The organism is Marinomonas rhodophyticola, assembly GCF_026113935.1.
In the GTDB taxonomy this organism is placed as follows: domain Bacteria; phylum Pseudomonadota; class Gammaproteobacteria; order Pseudomonadales; family Marinomonadaceae; genus Marinomonas; species Marinomonas rhodophyticola.
Window position 1 is genome coordinate 388,251 of sequence record NZ_JAPEUL010000011.1, and the last position, 15,264, is coordinate 403,514.

The 15,264-nt window shown below is 43.3% G+C and carries 16 protein-coding genes and 2 pseudogenes; 13 read left to right on the forward strand and 5 right to left on the reverse strand.

Annotated features, from left to right (window positions below):
* Positions 1–5: 5 nt before the first annotated feature.
* From ONZ52_RS21515 to map, 5 genes and pseudogenes are all read right to left on the reverse strand, one after another.
* Positions 6–536 carry a hypothetical protein gene (locus ONZ52_RS21515; RefSeq protein ID WP_265220683.1) on the reverse strand — a complete coding sequence of 177 codons (531 nt, stop codon included), beginning with the start codon at positions 534–536 and terminating at the stop codon, positions 6–8.
* A gap of 20 nt (positions 537–556) precedes the next feature.
* Complete coding sequence (locus ONZ52_RS21520; RefSeq protein WP_265220684.1) at positions 557–1,402, reverse strand: HD domain-containing protein; 846 nt, start codon at positions 1,400–1,402, stop codon at positions 557–559.
* Between the two features lie 30 nt (positions 1,403–1,432).
* Positions 1,433–1,525, reverse strand: a pseudogene (locus ONZ52_RS25630) (hypothetical protein); the annotation flags it as partial.
* Between the two features lie 28 nt (positions 1,526–1,553).
* Positions 1,554–2,699, reverse strand: a complete 1,146-nt coding sequence (locus ONZ52_RS21525; RefSeq protein WP_265220685.1) for a [protein-PII] uridylyltransferase family protein — start codon at positions 2,697–2,699, stop codon at positions 1,554–1,556.
* A 92-nt stretch (positions 2,700–2,791) separates the two neighbouring features.
* On the reverse strand, positions 2,792–3,649 hold the full coding sequence (map, locus tag ONZ52_RS21530; RefSeq protein WP_265220686.1) for a type I methionyl aminopeptidase: 858 nt from the start codon (positions 3,647–3,649) through the stop codon (positions 2,792–2,794).
* A gap of 520 nt (positions 3,650–4,169) precedes the next feature.
* Here map and rpsB point away from each other — a divergent pair.
* The 13 genes and pseudogenes from rpsB (at position 4,170) to lpxD (ending at position 15,261) form a co-directional block, all read left to right on the forward strand.
* The gene (gene rpsB, locus ONZ52_RS21535) at positions 4,170–4,904 is read left to right on the forward strand and encodes a 30S ribosomal protein S2 (protein ID WP_265220687.1); all 735 of its coding nucleotides are present in this window, start codon (positions 4,170–4,172) and stop codon (positions 4,902–4,904) included.
* Between the two features lie 85 nt (positions 4,905–4,989).
* Positions 4,990–5,850, forward strand: coding sequence for a translation elongation factor Ts (gene tsf, locus ONZ52_RS21540; protein WP_111608021.1), 861 nt, complete (start codon positions 4,990–4,992; stop codon positions 5,848–5,850).
* Between the two features lie 132 nt (positions 5,851–5,982).
* Positions 5,983–6,705, forward strand: a complete 723-nt coding sequence (gene pyrH, locus ONZ52_RS21545; protein ID WP_265220688.1) for a UMP kinase — start codon at positions 5,983–5,985, stop codon at positions 6,703–6,705.
* Between the two features lie 7 nt (positions 6,706–6,712).
* The gene (gene frr / locus ONZ52_RS21550; RefSeq protein ID WP_111608020.1) at positions 6,713–7,270 is read left to right on the forward strand and encodes a ribosome recycling factor; all 558 of its coding nucleotides are present in this window, start codon (positions 6,713–6,715) and stop codon (positions 7,268–7,270) included.
* Between the two features lie 49 nt (positions 7,271–7,319).
* A pseudogene (gene uppS, locus ONZ52_RS21555) lies at positions 7,320–8,048 on the forward strand (polyprenyl diphosphate synthase).
* A 2-nt stretch (positions 8,049–8,050) separates the two neighbouring features.
* Entirely contained in the window at positions 8,051–8,371 is a 321-nt protein-coding gene (locus ONZ52_RS21560) for a phosphatidate cytidylyltransferase (RefSeq protein WP_265220689.1), read from the forward strand.
* Positions 8,319–8,855, forward strand: a complete 537-nt coding sequence (locus tag ONZ52_RS21565; protein ID WP_265220690.1) for a phosphatidate cytidylyltransferase — start codon at positions 8,319–8,321, stop codon at positions 8,853–8,855. The genes ONZ52_RS21560 and ONZ52_RS21565 overlap by 53 nt, the downstream gene beginning before the upstream one ends.
* Entirely contained in the window at positions 8,855–10,030 is a 1,176-nt protein-coding gene (gene ispC, locus ONZ52_RS21570; protein ID WP_265220691.1) for a 1-deoxy-D-xylulose-5-phosphate reductoisomerase, read from the forward strand. The genes ONZ52_RS21565 and ispC overlap by 1 nt, the downstream gene beginning before the upstream one ends.
* Positions 10,027–11,373, forward strand: a complete 1,347-nt coding sequence (rseP, locus tag ONZ52_RS21575; RefSeq protein WP_265220692.1) for an RIP metalloprotease RseP — start codon at positions 10,027–10,029, stop codon at positions 11,371–11,373. The genes ispC and rseP overlap by 4 nt, the downstream gene beginning before the upstream one ends.
* A 10-nt stretch (positions 11,374–11,383) precedes the next feature.
* Complete coding sequence (locus tag ONZ52_RS21580; RefSeq protein WP_265220693.1) at positions 11,384–11,686, forward strand: POTRA domain-containing protein; 303 nt, start codon at positions 11,384–11,386, stop codon at positions 11,684–11,686.
* Positions 11,687–11,766: 80 nt separating this feature from the next.
* Positions 11,767–13,701, forward strand: a complete 1,935-nt coding sequence (gene bamA, locus ONZ52_RS21585) for an outer membrane protein assembly factor BamA (protein ID WP_265220694.1) — start codon at positions 11,767–11,769, stop codon at positions 13,699–13,701.
* A 30-nt stretch (positions 13,702–13,731) separates the two neighbouring features.
* Positions 13,732–14,226, forward strand: a complete 495-nt coding sequence (locus ONZ52_RS21590; RefSeq protein ID WP_265220695.1) for an OmpH/Skp family outer membrane protein — start codon at positions 13,732–13,734, stop codon at positions 14,224–14,226.
* Positions 14,227–14,229: 3 nt separating this feature from the next.
* The gene (lpxD, locus tag ONZ52_RS21595; RefSeq protein WP_265220696.1) at positions 14,230–15,261 is read left to right on the forward strand and encodes a UDP-3-O-(3-hydroxymyristoyl)glucosamine N-acyltransferase; all 1,032 of its coding nucleotides are present in this window, start codon (positions 14,230–14,232) and stop codon (positions 15,259–15,261) included.
* Positions 15,262–15,264: the final 3 nt, after the last annotated feature.

A 15,264-nucleotide genomic window follows, 5' to 3' on the forward strand; every position in this document is an offset into this window, starting at 1 on the left:
TGTCTTTATTCCATCGCTTGAGAAAAACGGTCTATTTTCTCTTTTAAAAGGGTGCAAATCTTATTCATACTCTCTTCGTCCGTAATAAGATCGCCATTTTCTTCTGTAATATAAAAGGTGTCTTCTACTCTCTCACCTAGTGTGGCGATTTTGGCTTTATGTAGCATGATGTTGTTGTTCATAAAAAACTGGCCAATCAAAGCCAGCAAACCTGGTCTGTCGGGGGCAGTTATTTCAAGTGCTGACCAAACCTCTTCTGGTTGGCTAACAAAATGCGCAGTGGCAGGAGAGTTAAATATTTTTAGAATGCGTGGTGTGTGACGTTGCACTACGCTTTCGTATAATGATGGGGTTTCGAGTTGTTCCATCAATGTTTTTCGTATTAAAGTGATGCGCTCTTTGTCGAGATGTAAATTGGTGTCACTGTCATTGCTATCCATCACTACAAAGCTATCTAAACTGTAATTGTCGGTTGTATGGCTAATTTTAGCGTCTAATATGGTTAGCCCTAGTTGCTCAAATGTTGCGGCGGTCACAGCGAATAGATGCTTGCTAATTAAGGTGTAAATAAAAATTTTACTGGCACCAGAAAAATTACGTCCACCAAGGGGGTGATAGCAATTAGCGGTTTATCGCTTGGGCGATGACGCAGTATGGCTTCAGTGTTCCAGGCAATTTCATCACCATTTGAACGGATGAAGTATTCCTCTTCGATGGTTTCCCAGATGGCTTCCGCTTCCATGATGTCAACGTTGCGTTCAATAATGATTTCTAAGGCGCGTTGTTTATGTTCATCACTAATCATGTCTGCATCAATCGGGAAATCCAATCCACGACGAAGAGCGCGTTTCGTTTCTAAATAGAGTTGGCGCATCAATGAAGCTCGCCAGCTGTTCCACATGGTCGGATTTGTTGCGTTTATATCGGCAACAGTCAGGATAAAAAGATAATCTAGATGCTCTTGATCCTTTACGTAGCTGGCAAATTCCCAGATCACTTCAGGGTCTGAAATGTCTTTGCGTTGTGCGGTAACCGACATGAATAGATGGTTTCTGACTAACCAAACAACAAGTTCAGTGTCTCGTTTAGAGAGTCCATGGCGTTCACAAAACGCTTGGGCATCGACACAGCCGAGTTCTGAATGATCACCACCGCGACCTTTTGCTATGTCGTGATATAGACCTGCTATATAGAGCAGTTCGACTTTTGCAACATGGCGAATGGCTTGTGCTGAAATTGGGAATTTTTGTTTAAATTCTGGCAGCCAGAGACGACGTAGGTTTTCAACCAGTTGAAGTGTATGGGCATCAACTGTGTAAATATGGAAGAGATCGTGCTGCATTTGGCCTATTATTGCACCAAATTCAGGTAAATAACGTCCAAGTAGTCCAAGATGTTTCATGGATCTTAAAATACTGGTGAGCCTATATCGACTGGATATGATGTCTAGAAAGAGATCGGTGTTTTTTTTGTTGTTTCTAAATTCGTCGTCAACTAGATCAAGGTTATCCCGCAGTTGTCTCATCGTATTGGCGCGAATACCCTTGATATTCTCATGGGAGCCTCAATAAAACATATATTTCCAGCATACTTGAAGGGTTATCTTGAAACAGCGTGGTAGAACGAGCTTCTAATTGCCCGTTAACCGTTTGAAAGTGGTCGTTGATCACCTCGATGCTATTGATGGCGTCCTTTGTTAAAAATGACTCTTCAAAGTGCTGCAATAGTAGATCGTTAAGCTGTTGAATGGCAGCCACGCTTTGATAGTAGCCTTGCATGAAGCGTTCTACATTGCGCTTTAGGTCGTCATCGTCAAAGCCAAATAGCTTAGCCAGAGTTCTTTGGTGGTCGAAAAGTAAGCGATCCTCTTTGCGGCCAGCCACCATGTGTAAAGCCCAGCGGATCCGCCATAAATGGCTGACGGCGCCTTTTAGTTGTATGTATTCGTCTTCAGATAAAAAGTGCTTTTCAATTAAGGCGCTAAGTCGGTGTGTATGTAGATGGCGCTTGGCAACCCAATCGATCACTTGCATGTCTCTGAGCCCGCCAGGGCATTCTTTTAAATTGGGTTCTAGATTGTAGGCCGTGTTTTGATACTTAGCATGACGTTGCTTTTGCTCAGCAAGCTTGGCTTGATAAAACGAGTGACCGTCCCACATTTGTGATATATCAATATGCAGTTTCAGTGTGGCTAATAGATCGACTGGGCCAGTGAGTGTGCGTGACTCAATTAGATTGGTGATAATGGTGATGTCTTTTGCCGCCATCTCGGTGCATTCGTCAATGGTACGAACGCTGTGGCCAACATCTAAATTGATATCCCATAAGAAAGTGATAAAGGCTTCTATTTTGTCTTTAGGCGCCAGTGCTTCGTTATCGATTAAGATAAGTAAATCGATATCGGATTTGGGGTGTAGCTCACTCCGCCCATATCCTCCGACAGCAACAAGGCTGACATTGCTTTCTAGGTGTAAGCCTTTGGCAGTCCATGCAGCTAACATAATTTCATCGTAAAAAGACGATAATCCCTTTACGAGTTTTTCTATCGGATGAAGAGAATGAAAAAAATCGTTATAAAGGTGTGTTTTTTCTTCAATAATGGCTCGATAGCGCGAAACTGAGCAGCTTGGTTGGGCTAGCTCCTGTTTTTCTTCCTGAGTAAGAAGTGGCGGAGCGTCTGGAAAAGCAGGGAAGTCCATACAAAAGCCTCGAAGAATAAATAATTATGTTAGTACTGTTTGATTTGTTGGGGTGCTACATAGCGGTAAACCCAAAAGGTATCGCGCTTCATTTAAGCGAAGCGCGTTTCTTCAGGTCGACGAGTAAGAACTTCAACACCAGTTGCGGTAACCAGTAAGGTGTGCTCGTATTGTGCTGATAATCGACCGTCTTTGGTTTTAGCGATCCAGTTATCCAGGCCAGTATGTTTCACCTGTTTTTTACCTGCATTAATCATGGGTTCTATGGTCAATGTCATGCCTTCTTCTAACATCACCCCTGTTCCTGCTTTACCGTAATGTGCTACTTGCGGTTCGCCATGAAACGTTGTGCCAACGCCATGCCCACAATATTCCTCGACCACTGAATAATGGTGTTTGTGTGCGTGGGCGGAAATCGCTGCGCCGATATCACCAAGGCGTACACCGGGTTTTACCATATCAATGGCAAGGTAAAGACATTCTTGAGTTACTTGGGCAAGACGCTCTGCATGGGGGAGGGCTGGGCCGGCAAAAAACATTTTGCTGGTATCGCCGTAATAACCATCTTTGATAATGGTGATGTCGACGTTAACCACATCGCCTTTTTTGAGTGGCTTGTCGTTTGGGATGCCGTGACAAATAACGTCGTTGACTGAAGTACAGCATGATTTTGGAAAACCATGATAGTTGAGGGGAGCTGGAATAGCGCCTTGTACTTCAACGATGTAGTTGTGGGCAATGATATCAATTTGTTCGGTTGTCACGCCTGGCACAATAAATTCTTCGAGCATGACTAAAACATCTGCAGCCAGTTTGCCAGCGGTACGCATGCCTTCAATATCGCTGATGTCGGTGAAGCGCGTTGCAGCAGGACGAGGCGTCCAGCTTGGCACTTCAATGCGGCCATTTTGGGTTAATGCTTCAACTTTCTGTAGTATTTCATTGCTCATAATGTAGGTGTCTTAGATAGGTTTATGTCTATATTGAGACCTTTGCACGACTACTGTGCTCGTCAATACTTTGTTAAAAACAGACTCAAAATGCTCATTTATAACCCATAAGCTCGGCTTTGGCTTCCTGCGTCGCCCTAATAACTACATCCATGTAGTTATCCGCCTTTTGTCTGTTCTTGCCTCGTCTTGACTTTGCTCGCGACGCCGTGCGAAGGTCTCATTGAGAGTAAGTTGCGAGACATTCTACATGACTTGAGCGCCAGAATCGCCTCTCTCATGGAAAAAAACGCGCTTCAAATGATGTGTAAAAACACGTTCAAGTCTTTTGGTTTGTCGTTGAATATGGTATAAAACGCCCGCTTGTTAGGATTGTACCTAAAACAAGCGTTTTTTTAAAATCAACGATCTTGCCGCAATTAAATAAAAGTGTCTTGGGTGTCTTAGGTTGCTTTAAACCTTATTCGATTGACGCTTTTAGCTGGTAAGCACATATAACCCAAATTTAAAGGATAGTAAAATGCCTACAGTTTCTATGCGCGACCTATTATTGGTTGGTTCACACTTCGGTCACCAAACTCGTTACTGGAACCCAAAAATGAAGCCTTTCATTTTCGGTGCTCGTAACAAGATTCACATCATTAACCTTGAGCACACAGTTCCGGCTCTTAACAACGCTCTTGAGCTTGTTAAAAAAATGGCTGAGAACAAAAACAAGGTATTGTTTGTTGGTACTAAGCGTGCTGCATCTAAAACGATCAAAGAGCAAGCTGCTCGCTCTGGTATGCCATACGTTAACCACCGTTGGTTAGGTGGTATGTTGACTAACTACAAAACCATTCGTGCGTCTATCAAGCGTCTACGTGAGCTTGAAACACAAATGTCTGATGGTACATTCGATAAGCTGACTAAAAAAGAAGCTTTGATGCGTACTCGTGAGCTTGAAAAACTAGAGCTTTCTATGGGTGGTATCAAGGATATGGGCGGTCTTCCAGATGTATTGTTTGTCGTTGACGTTGATCACGAGCGTATTGCGATCAAAGAAGCAAATAAATTAGGCATTCCTGTTATCGGTATCGTTGATACAAACAGTGATCCAGATGGTGTTGATTACATTATTCCTGCTAACGACGACGCTATCCGTGCTGTTCAGTTATACGTTGGTGCTTTTGCTGATGCGGTTCTAGAAGGTCGTAATGCGACTGCTGGTACTGCTGATGAATTCGTTGAAGTAAACGAAGCGACTGAAGCGTAAGCAAACTGTTTAGTTTGTTCTGGTTTCTAAAGGGAGGTTTCTTACCTCCTTTTTTAAATTTGAATTGTTATAAAGAGGATTTAACATGGCCGCAGTATCTGCAGCATTAGTAAAAGAGCTACGTGAACGTACTGGCCTTGGCATGATGGAGTGTAAAAAAGCACTTGTCGCTGCTGACGCTGACATTGAAGTGGCAATTGAAGAGCTACGTAAATCAAGTGGCATGAAGGCAGCTAAGAAAGCGGGCCGTACAGCAGCTGAAGGTACCATCATCATGCGCGTTGCTGATGATGCTTCTTACGGTATCTTGGTTGAAGTAAACTCTGAAACAGACTTTGCTTCTCGTGACGAAGGCTTTATTGCTTTTGCCAACAAGGTAGCTGACGTTGTTTTCACAACAAAACAAACCGATATGGAAGTGTTGTTGGCGGGTGAAATCGGCCAAGCACGTGAAGCATTGGTTCAAAAAATCGGTGAAAACATCTCTCCGCGTCGCGCAGTCGTTGTTGAAGGTGGTTTGGTAGGTGGTTATCTACACGGTAACGGCCAGATTGCTGTATTGACTCAATTGGAAGGTGGTTCTGACGAGCTAGCTAAAGATGTTTCTATGCACATTGCTGCTGTTTCTCCTCGCGTAGTTCGCGGTGAAGATATGCCTGCTGAAGTTCTTGCAAAAGAAGAAGAAATTGTTCGTGCGCAGCCAGACATGGCTGGTAAGCCAGCTGAGATCGTTGATAAAATGATTGTTGGTCGTATGAAGAAATTCTTGGCTGAAAACAGCTTAACTGAGCAACCTTTCGTTAAGAACCCAGACGTAAAAGTGGGTCAATTAGTGAAAGACGCTGGTGCAACAGTGACTTCTTTCATTCGCCTAGAAGTGGGTGAAGGTATTGAAGTGGCTGAGGTGGATTTTGCCGCAGAAGTAGCAGCACAGCTTAGAGGTTAATTCTGAGTTGTAATGTCTTGCAAAAAAAGGGGCAGCTTGACTGCCCCTTTTTATGAGAGCTAGGTTTGATGAGTGTCGGTGATAGGATTGACCTCAGTGAGTTAAGAAAGAAAACCATTGCCGGAGGTTGATATGTCAAAAGAAAAGAGTCCAAAATACAAACGAATTTTGCTTAAGCTAAGCGGCGAAGCCTTAATGGGTGATGAGTCCTTCGGTATTGACCCTAAGGTATTGAATCGCATAGCGCTTGAAATCGGTCAGTTGCGCGGTATTGGTGTTGAGGTCGGTATTGTTATTGGTGGTGGTAACTTGTTTCGTGGTCAAGCGCTGAGTCAAGCGGGTATGGATCGTGTGACGGGCGATCACATGGGGATGTTGGCAACGGTAATGAATGCATTGGCGATGCGTGATGCACTGGAACGTGCCAATATCGCAACTCGAGTGATGTCGGCCATCACCATGACAGGTATTGTCGAGCCTTATGATAGACGTCGTGCTATGCGTTTAATGAAAGAAGGTGATGTGCTTATTTTCTCGGCTGGGACAGGTAATCCTTTCTTTACGACAGACTCTGCTGCTTGTTTGCGCGGCATTGAGATTGATGCTGATGTCGTACTGAAGGCAACAAAAGTGGATGGTGTCTATTCTGCGGATCCGATGAAAGACCCTTCCGCGGTGAAATATGATACATTGGGTTACGATGAGGTACTTGAAAAACAGTTGGGTGTCATGGACTTAACTGCTATCTGTTTGACTCGTGATCACGCTATGCCGATACGTGTTTTTAATATGAATAAGCCGGGAGCCTTGATAAATATCATGGTTGGTGGCAATGAAGGTACACTGATTAAGTGAGGAAGTTATGATTAACGAAATTCTTAAAGATGCAGAAGATCGAATGAATAAAGCGGTTTCTTCTGTTGAATCTGCGTTTAAAAAAATCCGTACAGGTCGTGCACACCCAAGTATATTAGATCCAGTTAAAGTGAACTACTATGGTACAGAAACGCCTCTTAACCAAGTGGCAAACATTACAGTCGAGGACGCGCGTACTCTGGGGATTTCTCCTTGGGAAAGCAATCTTGTGCCAGAGATCGAAAAAGCGATTTTTAAATCCGATTTGGGGTTGAATCCTTCCACTAGCGGTGGTCTTATCCGCATCCCTATGCCAGCCTTGACGGAAGAGACTCGTAAAAATTATTTCAAACAGGCGAAGAATGAAGCGGAAAATGGTCGTATTGCGATTCGTAATATTCGTCGTGATGCAAACGGAAGTTTGAAAGACTTAGTGAAAGAAAAAGAAATCTCGGAAGACGAAGAGCGTCGTGCTCAAGATCAAGTTCAAAAAATAACAGATAAGTATGTGGCTTTAGTAGAAGAGCGTCTTGCTGCGAAAGAAAAAGACTTGATGGAAATATAATAAAGGAGGCGGGCTTCGGCTCGCTTTTTTTATCGACTAGGGTGACGCTATGTCTGAATTAGATGGCGCTGACGTTGATTCAGTTGTCGTGCCTGCGCATGTTGCTATTATCATGGATGGCAACAATCGCTGGGCCAAAAAAACATCTTCCGAGTATTGCGGGTCATACAGCAGGTGCTTCAGCTGTCAGGCGTGTAGTTGAGGCTGCCGCTAGAGACGGCGTTAAAGTGTTAACGTTGTTTGCTTTTTCCAGTGAAAATTGGAAGCGTCCAAAGCTAGAAGTGGATGGGTTGATGACGCTTTTTATGCGGTCTTTGAAAAAGAGCTAAAACGTTTAAACGAGCACAAAATAAGACTTAGAGTGATTGGTGATCTTTCTGGCTTTAGTCACGGTTTGCAGAATCAAATTAAGAATGTTGAAGAAGCAACAGCAAGCAACACTCAAATGACGCTGGTTATTGCTGCGAACTACGGTGGTCGTTGGGATATTGCTCAGGCTGCAAGGTCGATAGCTGAACGTGTTGCGTTAGGTGAGCTTTCTCCAGAAGATATTAATGAGGCGGTATTGGGTGAGCATATGCAGTTAGCCGATTTGCCACCGCCAGATTTGTTGATTCGAACATCAGGGGAAGAGCGCATTAGTAATTTTCTACTTTGGCAGACCGCCTACTCTGAATTTGTCTTTCTTCCGGTGTTATGGCCGGATTTTGAACAACAACATTTTGATGAAGCAATTCAAATTTATCAAAATCGTCAACGTCGTTATGGTGGTCGATAACCATGTTACTCCCTCGAATTTTAAGTGCCATCGTGATGGCAGTGTTGTTTGTTTATGCCGTTTTTGTTCTCAACGCTGCGCATTTTATTTTTGCTATGGCTGGAGTGGTTGTTTTAGCAGGTTGGGAATGGGCGCGTCTATCTGGTGTTCGTAATCAGGTGGGGCGTATTGCGTTTGCGGTCTTTATCGGCGTTCTTTGCTTGTCTATTTTGAACTTAAATATTCATGAAATGTCACTGTATTTGAGTCTCAATTTTATGGGGGGTTGCCTTGTATTGGGTAATGAAATATCCAGTGCTTCTTTTCTGGCAGCATACCTTTAGTCGCTTATTGTTTGGTATGTTGGTGCTAGTAACGACTTGGTCAGCATTGGTTATGTTAAGGCAGTCTGACAATTTTTTAGTGTGGGTGCTGCTGTTGATGGGGCTAATATGGGGAGCTGATTCAGGCGCCTATTTTGTTGGGCGAGCTTTTGGTAAAAGAAAGCTGGCTCGCTTTGTGAGTCCTGGTAAGTCATGGGAAGGTGTGGCAGGCGGTTTGGTGCTGACGCAAATCGGTGTGACTGTGTTTGCCTTATTGAGTGATTTTACGTTTGTACAGTGGTGTGTATTGTCGTTTATTGCTTTACTGACTTCTTCCGTCTCTGTCTTAGGCGATTTAACAGAGAGTCTATTCAAGCGTCATGAGCAATTAAAAGATTCAAGTCACCTTATACCTGGGCACGGTGGTGTTATGGATCGTGTCGATAGTTTGACGGCGGCGGCACCTATTTATGTATTATTATTAAGTTTGACTGGATGGCTTTGATGCAAGGTATTTGCTTATTAGGCGCGACAGGTTCCATTGGTCAAAGCACGTTAGATATCATAGCGCTGCACCCAGATAAATTTTCCTTGGTTAGCGCATCGGCCAATGAAAGCGTTGATAAAATGGCGGAGATATGTCGCCGCTTTAAACCTAAGCGAGTGGTGGTGGGGTCTAGGCAGGCTCGTGACCAGCTGGCTCTAAAGTGTCAAGGTTTGCCAACGTCATTTGAGTGGGGCGAAGAGGCACTGGACTCTATTGCTGCTGATCCCGATGTTGATCAGGTGATGGCGGCTATCATGGGGTTTGCCGGGCTAAAGCCAACACTAGCCGGTATACGTGCGGGTAAGCGCATACTTCTGGCAAACAAGGAGTCTCTGGTGACAGCAGGCAAATTGTTTATGGATGAAGTTGCAAGGCATAATGTAGTATTGCTGCCCATTGATAGTGAGCATAATGCTATTTTTCAAAGCTTGCCCCAGAGCTCTATTGGCGCTCACAAGAAGGATGTTGCTAAAATTATCCTAACTGCTTCAGGTGGTCCTTTTAGAGCTTGGTCTTTAGAAGACATGGCTTCGGTGACCCCCGAGCAAGCTTGCAAACACCCTAATTGGTCTATGGGGCAAAAAATATCGATTGATTCAGCGACTTTGATGAATAAAGGGTTGGAGTTAATCGAAGCGTGTTGGTTATTTGATGTGACGCCAAATGAGATAGATGTTGTGGTTCATCCGGAAAGCATTATTCACTCAATGGTTTCTTATGTTGATGGCTCTGTGCTAGCGCAGATGGGCAACCCTGATATGAAGATACCTATTGCTTATGGTATGAGTTGGCCTGATCGGATTGATACTAGCGTGGCACCATTAAATCTTGTGGATATATCTCGCTTGAACTTTGATGCACCTGATTTAATGCGTTTTCCGAACCTGCAATTAGCGGCTGATGCTTGGTTTGCAGGTGGTACGGCTATGGCCGTCTTGAATGCGGCTAATGAGGTTGCTGTAGCGGCTTTCTTAAATCGTCAGATTCGCTTTTTAGATATTGCTCGTATTAATGAGCAGGTACTGGCTGGTGCTAATATCGTAGCGGTTAATACCCTTGACGATGTATTCGAGGCGGATCTTTATGCACGCCGCCTAGCTCTTGATGTGATCAATCGCGGTCGTTTTTTATGATACTAAATATCCTTTCTATTGTTGTTGCTTTAGGTCTTTTAATTACTTTTCATGAGTTTGGTCATTTTTTTGTTGCGCGTCGTTGCGGTGTGAAAGTGCTGCGTTTTTCGGTTGGTTTTGGAAAACCCATTTATCGTTATGTGGGGAAGACAGGGACTGAATACACGCTAGCAATGATTCCATTGGGTGGTTATGTTCGTATGCTAGATGAGCGTGAGGGTGATGTGCCTGCATCCTTACGCAGTCAGGCGTTTAACACAAAAACAGTTTGGCAGCGCATTGCTATCGTTGCGGCAGGGCCTATTGCCAATTTCATTTTGGCGGTCATTATTTACGCGTTAGTTGCTTTACTTGGTATTCAGTCACTTGCGCCTAAAGTCGGTCATGTTGCGGCTAATTCGCCATTGGCGCAGACCCAGATTCAAGCAGGGGATGAGCTGATTTCTATTGCGGATCAAGCTGTTGTCTCTTGGGAAGATGTAAATTTAGTGCTAGCAGGCTTGATCGGAAAAACAGGAACCATTATCGTTCGTTATCAGGTAGATGGTCGAGATTATCAGCAAGAGGAGGCGATTCGATTAGATCGTTGGCTGGTAGGAGAGGAGCCTAACAACTTAATCCAGGCGTTTGGGGTCGTGCCATGGCGACCTGATGTGTTACCTATCATTGCACAGGTTGTAGAGGATGGGGCTGCAGCGAGTGCTGGTTTTCAGGCTAATGACAGAATTCTTAGTGTGAACGACCAGTCTATATCAAATTGGCAGCAGGTCGTTGCATTGGTGCAAGCCAGTCCTAATAAAGCACTAGATGTTGAGGTTCAGCGAGGGCAAGACGTTGTTAAATTATTATTATTGCCCAAATCTACGGAGCAAAATGGTAAACTGATAGGGTATGCTGGACTCGCTGTTGTTCCGCCTCAATTAGATGAGAGTGTTGTCAGAGAGCGCCATTATGGTCCGTTTGAGGCAATTTCTTATGGTGTTGAACAAACGTCTAAGATGGTATCTTTGACAGTTTCTTCAGTCGGTAAGATGCTACAGGGTTTGATATCGGTTGATAATTTATCTGGGCCGATAACGATCGCCAAGGTGGCGAGTGCATCTGCAGATTCAGGTTTGCAGTCTTTTTTGAAATTCATGGCTTACCTCAGTGTCAGTTTGGGTGTGCTTAATTTGTTGCCTATTCCCATGTTGGATGGTGGGCATTTAGTATTTTTCGGCATTGAAGCTATACGCCGGAAGCCAGTTTCTGAAAAAATTCAGGCTATGGCTTATCGGGTTGGTGCTTCTCTTTTATTTGCTTTAATGGCTGTTGCCATTTTTAATGATATTGCCCGCTTGTAGAGAGGTATATGTGAAAGTCGTTTCAGTAGTATTTTTGGCTTTAATAAGCGTGCAGAGTGTTGCAAAAACCGTAGAGGATGTTCGAATTGATGGCCTAGTTCAAATGCCATCTGCTAGAGCGTTTGATGTAATCGGCTTTGATAAAAGTGAGTCTTATGATTCGGGCAAGGTCTATCAAGCGATTAGCGCTCTTTTTAACACAGGCTACTTTAGCGACATTGATGTGTATGAAGACAACAATGTATTAGTGTTTGATGTTGAAGAGCGTCCCTCCATAGGTAACTTGACGATTGAAGGGAATGAGTCTCATTAAAACAGAAGATTTGGAGCGAGGTCTGAAGTTATCAGGCTTGGAGATTGGTGAAATATACAAGCCAGAAACGTTGAACCAGATTGTTCAAGAGACTCCAGCGTCAATATTATGCACTTGGTCGCTATAGCGCTAAGGTGGATATTTCTGTTGAGGAAATGCCTCGTAATCGTACAGGTATTGTTATTAACATTGATGAAGGTGATACGGCAAAAATCGTTCATATTAACATTGTCGGTAACAAGGATTTTGACGAAGAAACCTTAACCAAAGACTTTGAATCAAGAGAGACAGGTTCTTGGAATCCTTTTAGCTCGGCAGACGAATATGCCAAAGCCAAAATAGAAGGTGATATTAATACCCTAAAGAGCTTTTATTTAGACAAAGGCTATTTGGATTTTAATGTGGTGTCTAGTCAGGTGAGCTTGTCGGCCGATAAACGTGATGTTTATATCGTGATTAACGTCGAGGAAGGTCAACCTTATAACATTAATAACGTTTCTTTAAGCGGTAGTCTGCCGATTGCAGAAGATCGCATATGGAAACAAATCACGCAGAAAAGCGGCGACGTTTTTTCTCGTAGTGAAGTGACAAAGATTATTGAAGGGATTTCGACGGAATTAGGTGATGATGGCTATTTGTTCACAAACGTCAATGTTATTCCAGAGAAGCTTGATAATCATACGGTGAATCTCAGTTATCAAATCGCGCCAGGTCCAAAGGTTTACGTACGTCGTATTACATTTAGTGGTAATAGCGAGACTCAAGATGAGGTATTGCGTCGTGAGATGACTCAGTTTGAAGGGGCTTTGGCAACGCATTCTAAAATTCAATCCTCTAAGCGTCGTATTGAACGATTGGGCTTCTTTGGCAGTGTTGATTTAAGAACTCGACCTGTGGCGGGCACGTCAGATCAGGTGGATCTTGATGTTGTCGTTCAAGAGCAAGCATCTGGCAGTATTCAAGCAAGCATTGGTTATTCTCAAGAAGATGGTACCGTGCTGGGTTTTGGTATTTCTAAGCGTAACTTTTTAGGGACAGGTAATAAGTTATCTTTTAATGCGTCGCGAACAAATCAGACGCAAGATTACTCGATTAGTTATGACAATCCCTATTTTACAGTGGATGGCGTGAGTCGTGGTTTTGAAATATTTTATAAAACCAGTGATCATGCCGATGATGATGTTGAGGATTATGATCTTGATTCGATCGGTGCTGGCGTTAGTTATGGTTACCCAATATCGGATACCCAACGCTTGGCTTTTGGTTTGACAGTAAAAGAAAGTACAGTGAAGTTGGGCTATGACCCTTCTAATGAAACAAAAGACTATGTTGAAACCCACGGTGATAACTATGACGATGTTATTGCTAGTTTGACTTGGAGTGATAGTGACTTGGTTGGTGGTGTGTTGCCAACAGATGGTTATTCAACCAGAGCAACCTTAGAGGTGGCTTTGCCAGTAGGTGACCAAGAATATACTAAGCTTGGTTTGACCTCTCAGCGTTATTGGAGTATGACCGATTCGAATTTGTGGCTGTTCCGCTTAAAAGGTCGTTTAGGTTATGGTTCTGGATATGGTGACACGGATACTTTACCATTCTTTGAAAACTACTTCGCTGGTGGCTCTTATTCGGTACGTGGTTATGGTGCATCTTCATTGGGTCCAAAGAACTCATACGATGCAGATTCGACAAACAGCAGTTCTGCGTTAGGTGGTAATATTCTGATGACTGGAACGGCGGAATTGATCTTTCCTTTACCCATGGTTGAAGATCATAAATCAGTTAGAACAGCGTTTTTTCTAGACGGTGGTAACGTATTCACTGATACCTGTTTGGCTAGTAATACCGAGTGTAATGAAGGTGTTGATTTGGACGAAATTCGCTACAGTGTTGGTTTTAGTTGGACTTGGATTACACCGATCGCGCCACTGTCATTCAATTTTGCAAAACCTTTAAATTCAAAAGATGGCGACAAAACAGACTTCTTCCAGTTTCAGCTAGGTACCACATTTTAGTTTAGATAGCTTTTTTTAGTAGGATGTAAGATGAAAAATATATTAATGGTCATTTTTGTTCTGTGTTTGACAGCCACGGCTCAGGCAACAGAGGTTGCTGTCGTAGACTTTAGGGCGGCTCTTTTGCAAAGTAATATTGGTCAGGAAGCGGCCAAAGAACCTAAGCAAAAAGTGGCCGCTATGGATGCTCGTTTGAAAAAAGAGCAAGAGGATCTTGAAGCGTCTGCACAAAACTTAAAGCGTGATGAATTGACTTTATCTGAAGAAGAGTTCAAAAAACGTCGTCAACAGCTTGGAGAGCGTCAAAATCAGGTACGAGCTTTGGCGGCTAACATGCAGCGTCAAGCGAAAGAGCTTGAACAGCAGTTGATACAGTCGTTGACACCAAAAGGCGAAGCAGCTTTAAAATCATTGATTGAAGAACGAAAACTGGACTTAGTGTTAAACAGACAACTAAGTTTATATGCCAACGCGGATGCAGATATTACTGACGAACTAGTAAAACGTATTAATAAGGACAATTAATCTATGAGTTATACGCTAGGGCAGTTGGCAGCCAATGTTCACGGTATAGTAAAAGGAGATGAAAATCTCATCATAGAAAAGTTAGGTACGCTCGAAAAAGCCACTGAACAAGAGTTGAGTTTTTTAGCGAATCCTAAATACCAGAATCATCTATCGACGACTTCGGCTGGTGCTGTACTTGTTAAAACAGAAGAGCTTGCTCAACTAGTGGATAACGCCATTATTGTTCCAAACCCTTATTTGGCGTTTGCTCAATTGTCACATTTATTCGTTCCCGCCACACAGTGTTGGACTGGGATCCACTCAAGTGCCGTTGTGTCATCTAATGCGTTATTAGGTCAGGATGTAACAATAGGTCCTAATGCCGTTATTGATGATGGCACAATTATTGCTGATGGCTGCATTGTTGGTGCAGGCTGTGTTATTGGGCGAGGCGTTAGAGTAGGTCAAAATACTCGACTGTACCCCAATGTTACGCTTTATCATGATGTCGTGATTGGTGAGTCTTGCATTATTCATAGTGGAACTGTGATTGGTGCTGATGGCTTTGGCTTTGCTCCGGATCAGGGGCGTTGGGAAAAAATTGATCAATTGGGATCTGTGGTTATAGGTAATCATGTTGAAATAGGTGCTAATACCACCATTGATCGTGGTGCTATCGAAAATACGTTAATTGGTGACGGGGTTATCATAGATAATCAAGTTCAAATTGCTCATAACGTTATAATTGGTGATAATACAGCGGTTGCGGGGTGTGTTGGCATTGCAGGTAGTGCAAAAATAGGTGCGTTTTGCACTATATCCGGTGGTGTGGGTCTTGCTGGTCATATCACTATAGTGGATCACGTACATATTACCGCTATGACTATGGTGACTAAGTCTATTTTAGAGGCTGGTTCATATTCTTCTGGTATGGGGATGGAGCCAACCGCTAAGTGGCGTCGCTCGGCCGCAAGGTTTAGAAGAATTGATAGTATGGCGAAGCAAATTTCAAACTTGGAACAACAAATTAAAAAGCTTTCAGATAAAGGTTGATGT

What these genes read in the sequence shown, in the direction of transcription:
- ONZ52_RS21520 (WP_265220684.1), bottom strand. Translation starts at nt 1,402, where the DNA reads ATGAAACATCTTGGACTACTTGGACGTTATTTACCTGAATTTGGTGCA.
- ONZ52_RS21525 (WP_265220685.1), bottom strand. Translation starts at nt 2,699, where the DNA reads ATGGACTTCCCTGCTTTTCCAGACGCTCCGCCACTTCTTACTCAGGAA.
- map (WP_265220686.1), bottom strand. Translation starts at nt 3,649, where the DNA reads ATGAGCAATGAAATACTACAGAAAGTTGAAGCATTAACCCAAAATGGC.
- rpsB (WP_265220687.1), top strand. Translation starts at nt 4,170, where the DNA reads ATGCCTACAGTTTCTATGCGCGACCTATTATTGGTTGGTTCACACTTC.
- tsf (WP_111608021.1), top strand. Translation starts at nt 4,990, where the DNA reads ATGGCCGCAGTATCTGCAGCATTAGTAAAAGAGCTACGTGAACGTACT.
- pyrH (WP_265220688.1), top strand. Translation starts at nt 5,983, where the DNA reads ATGTCAAAAGAAAAGAGTCCAAAATACAAACGAATTTTGCTTAAGCTA.
- frr (WP_111608020.1), top strand. Translation starts at nt 6,713, where the DNA reads ATGATTAACGAAATTCTTAAAGATGCAGAAGATCGAATGAATAAAGCG.
- ONZ52_RS21560 (WP_265220689.1), top strand. Translation starts at nt 8,051, where the DNA reads ATGTTACTCCCTCGAATTTTAAGTGCCATCGTGATGGCAGTGTTGTTT.
- ispC (WP_265220691.1), top strand. Translation starts at nt 8,855, where the DNA reads ATGCAAGGTATTTGCTTATTAGGCGCGACAGGTTCCATTGGTCAAAGC.
- rseP (WP_265220692.1), top strand. Translation starts at nt 10,027, where the DNA reads ATGATACTAAATATCCTTTCTATTGTTGTTGCTTTAGGTCTTTTAATT.
- ONZ52_RS21590 (WP_265220695.1), top strand. Translation starts at nt 13,732, where the DNA reads ATGAAAAATATATTAATGGTCATTTTTGTTCTGTGTTTGACAGCCACG.
- lpxD (WP_265220696.1), top strand. Translation starts at nt 14,230, where the DNA reads ATGAGTTATACGCTAGGGCAGTTGGCAGCCAATGTTCACGGTATAGTA.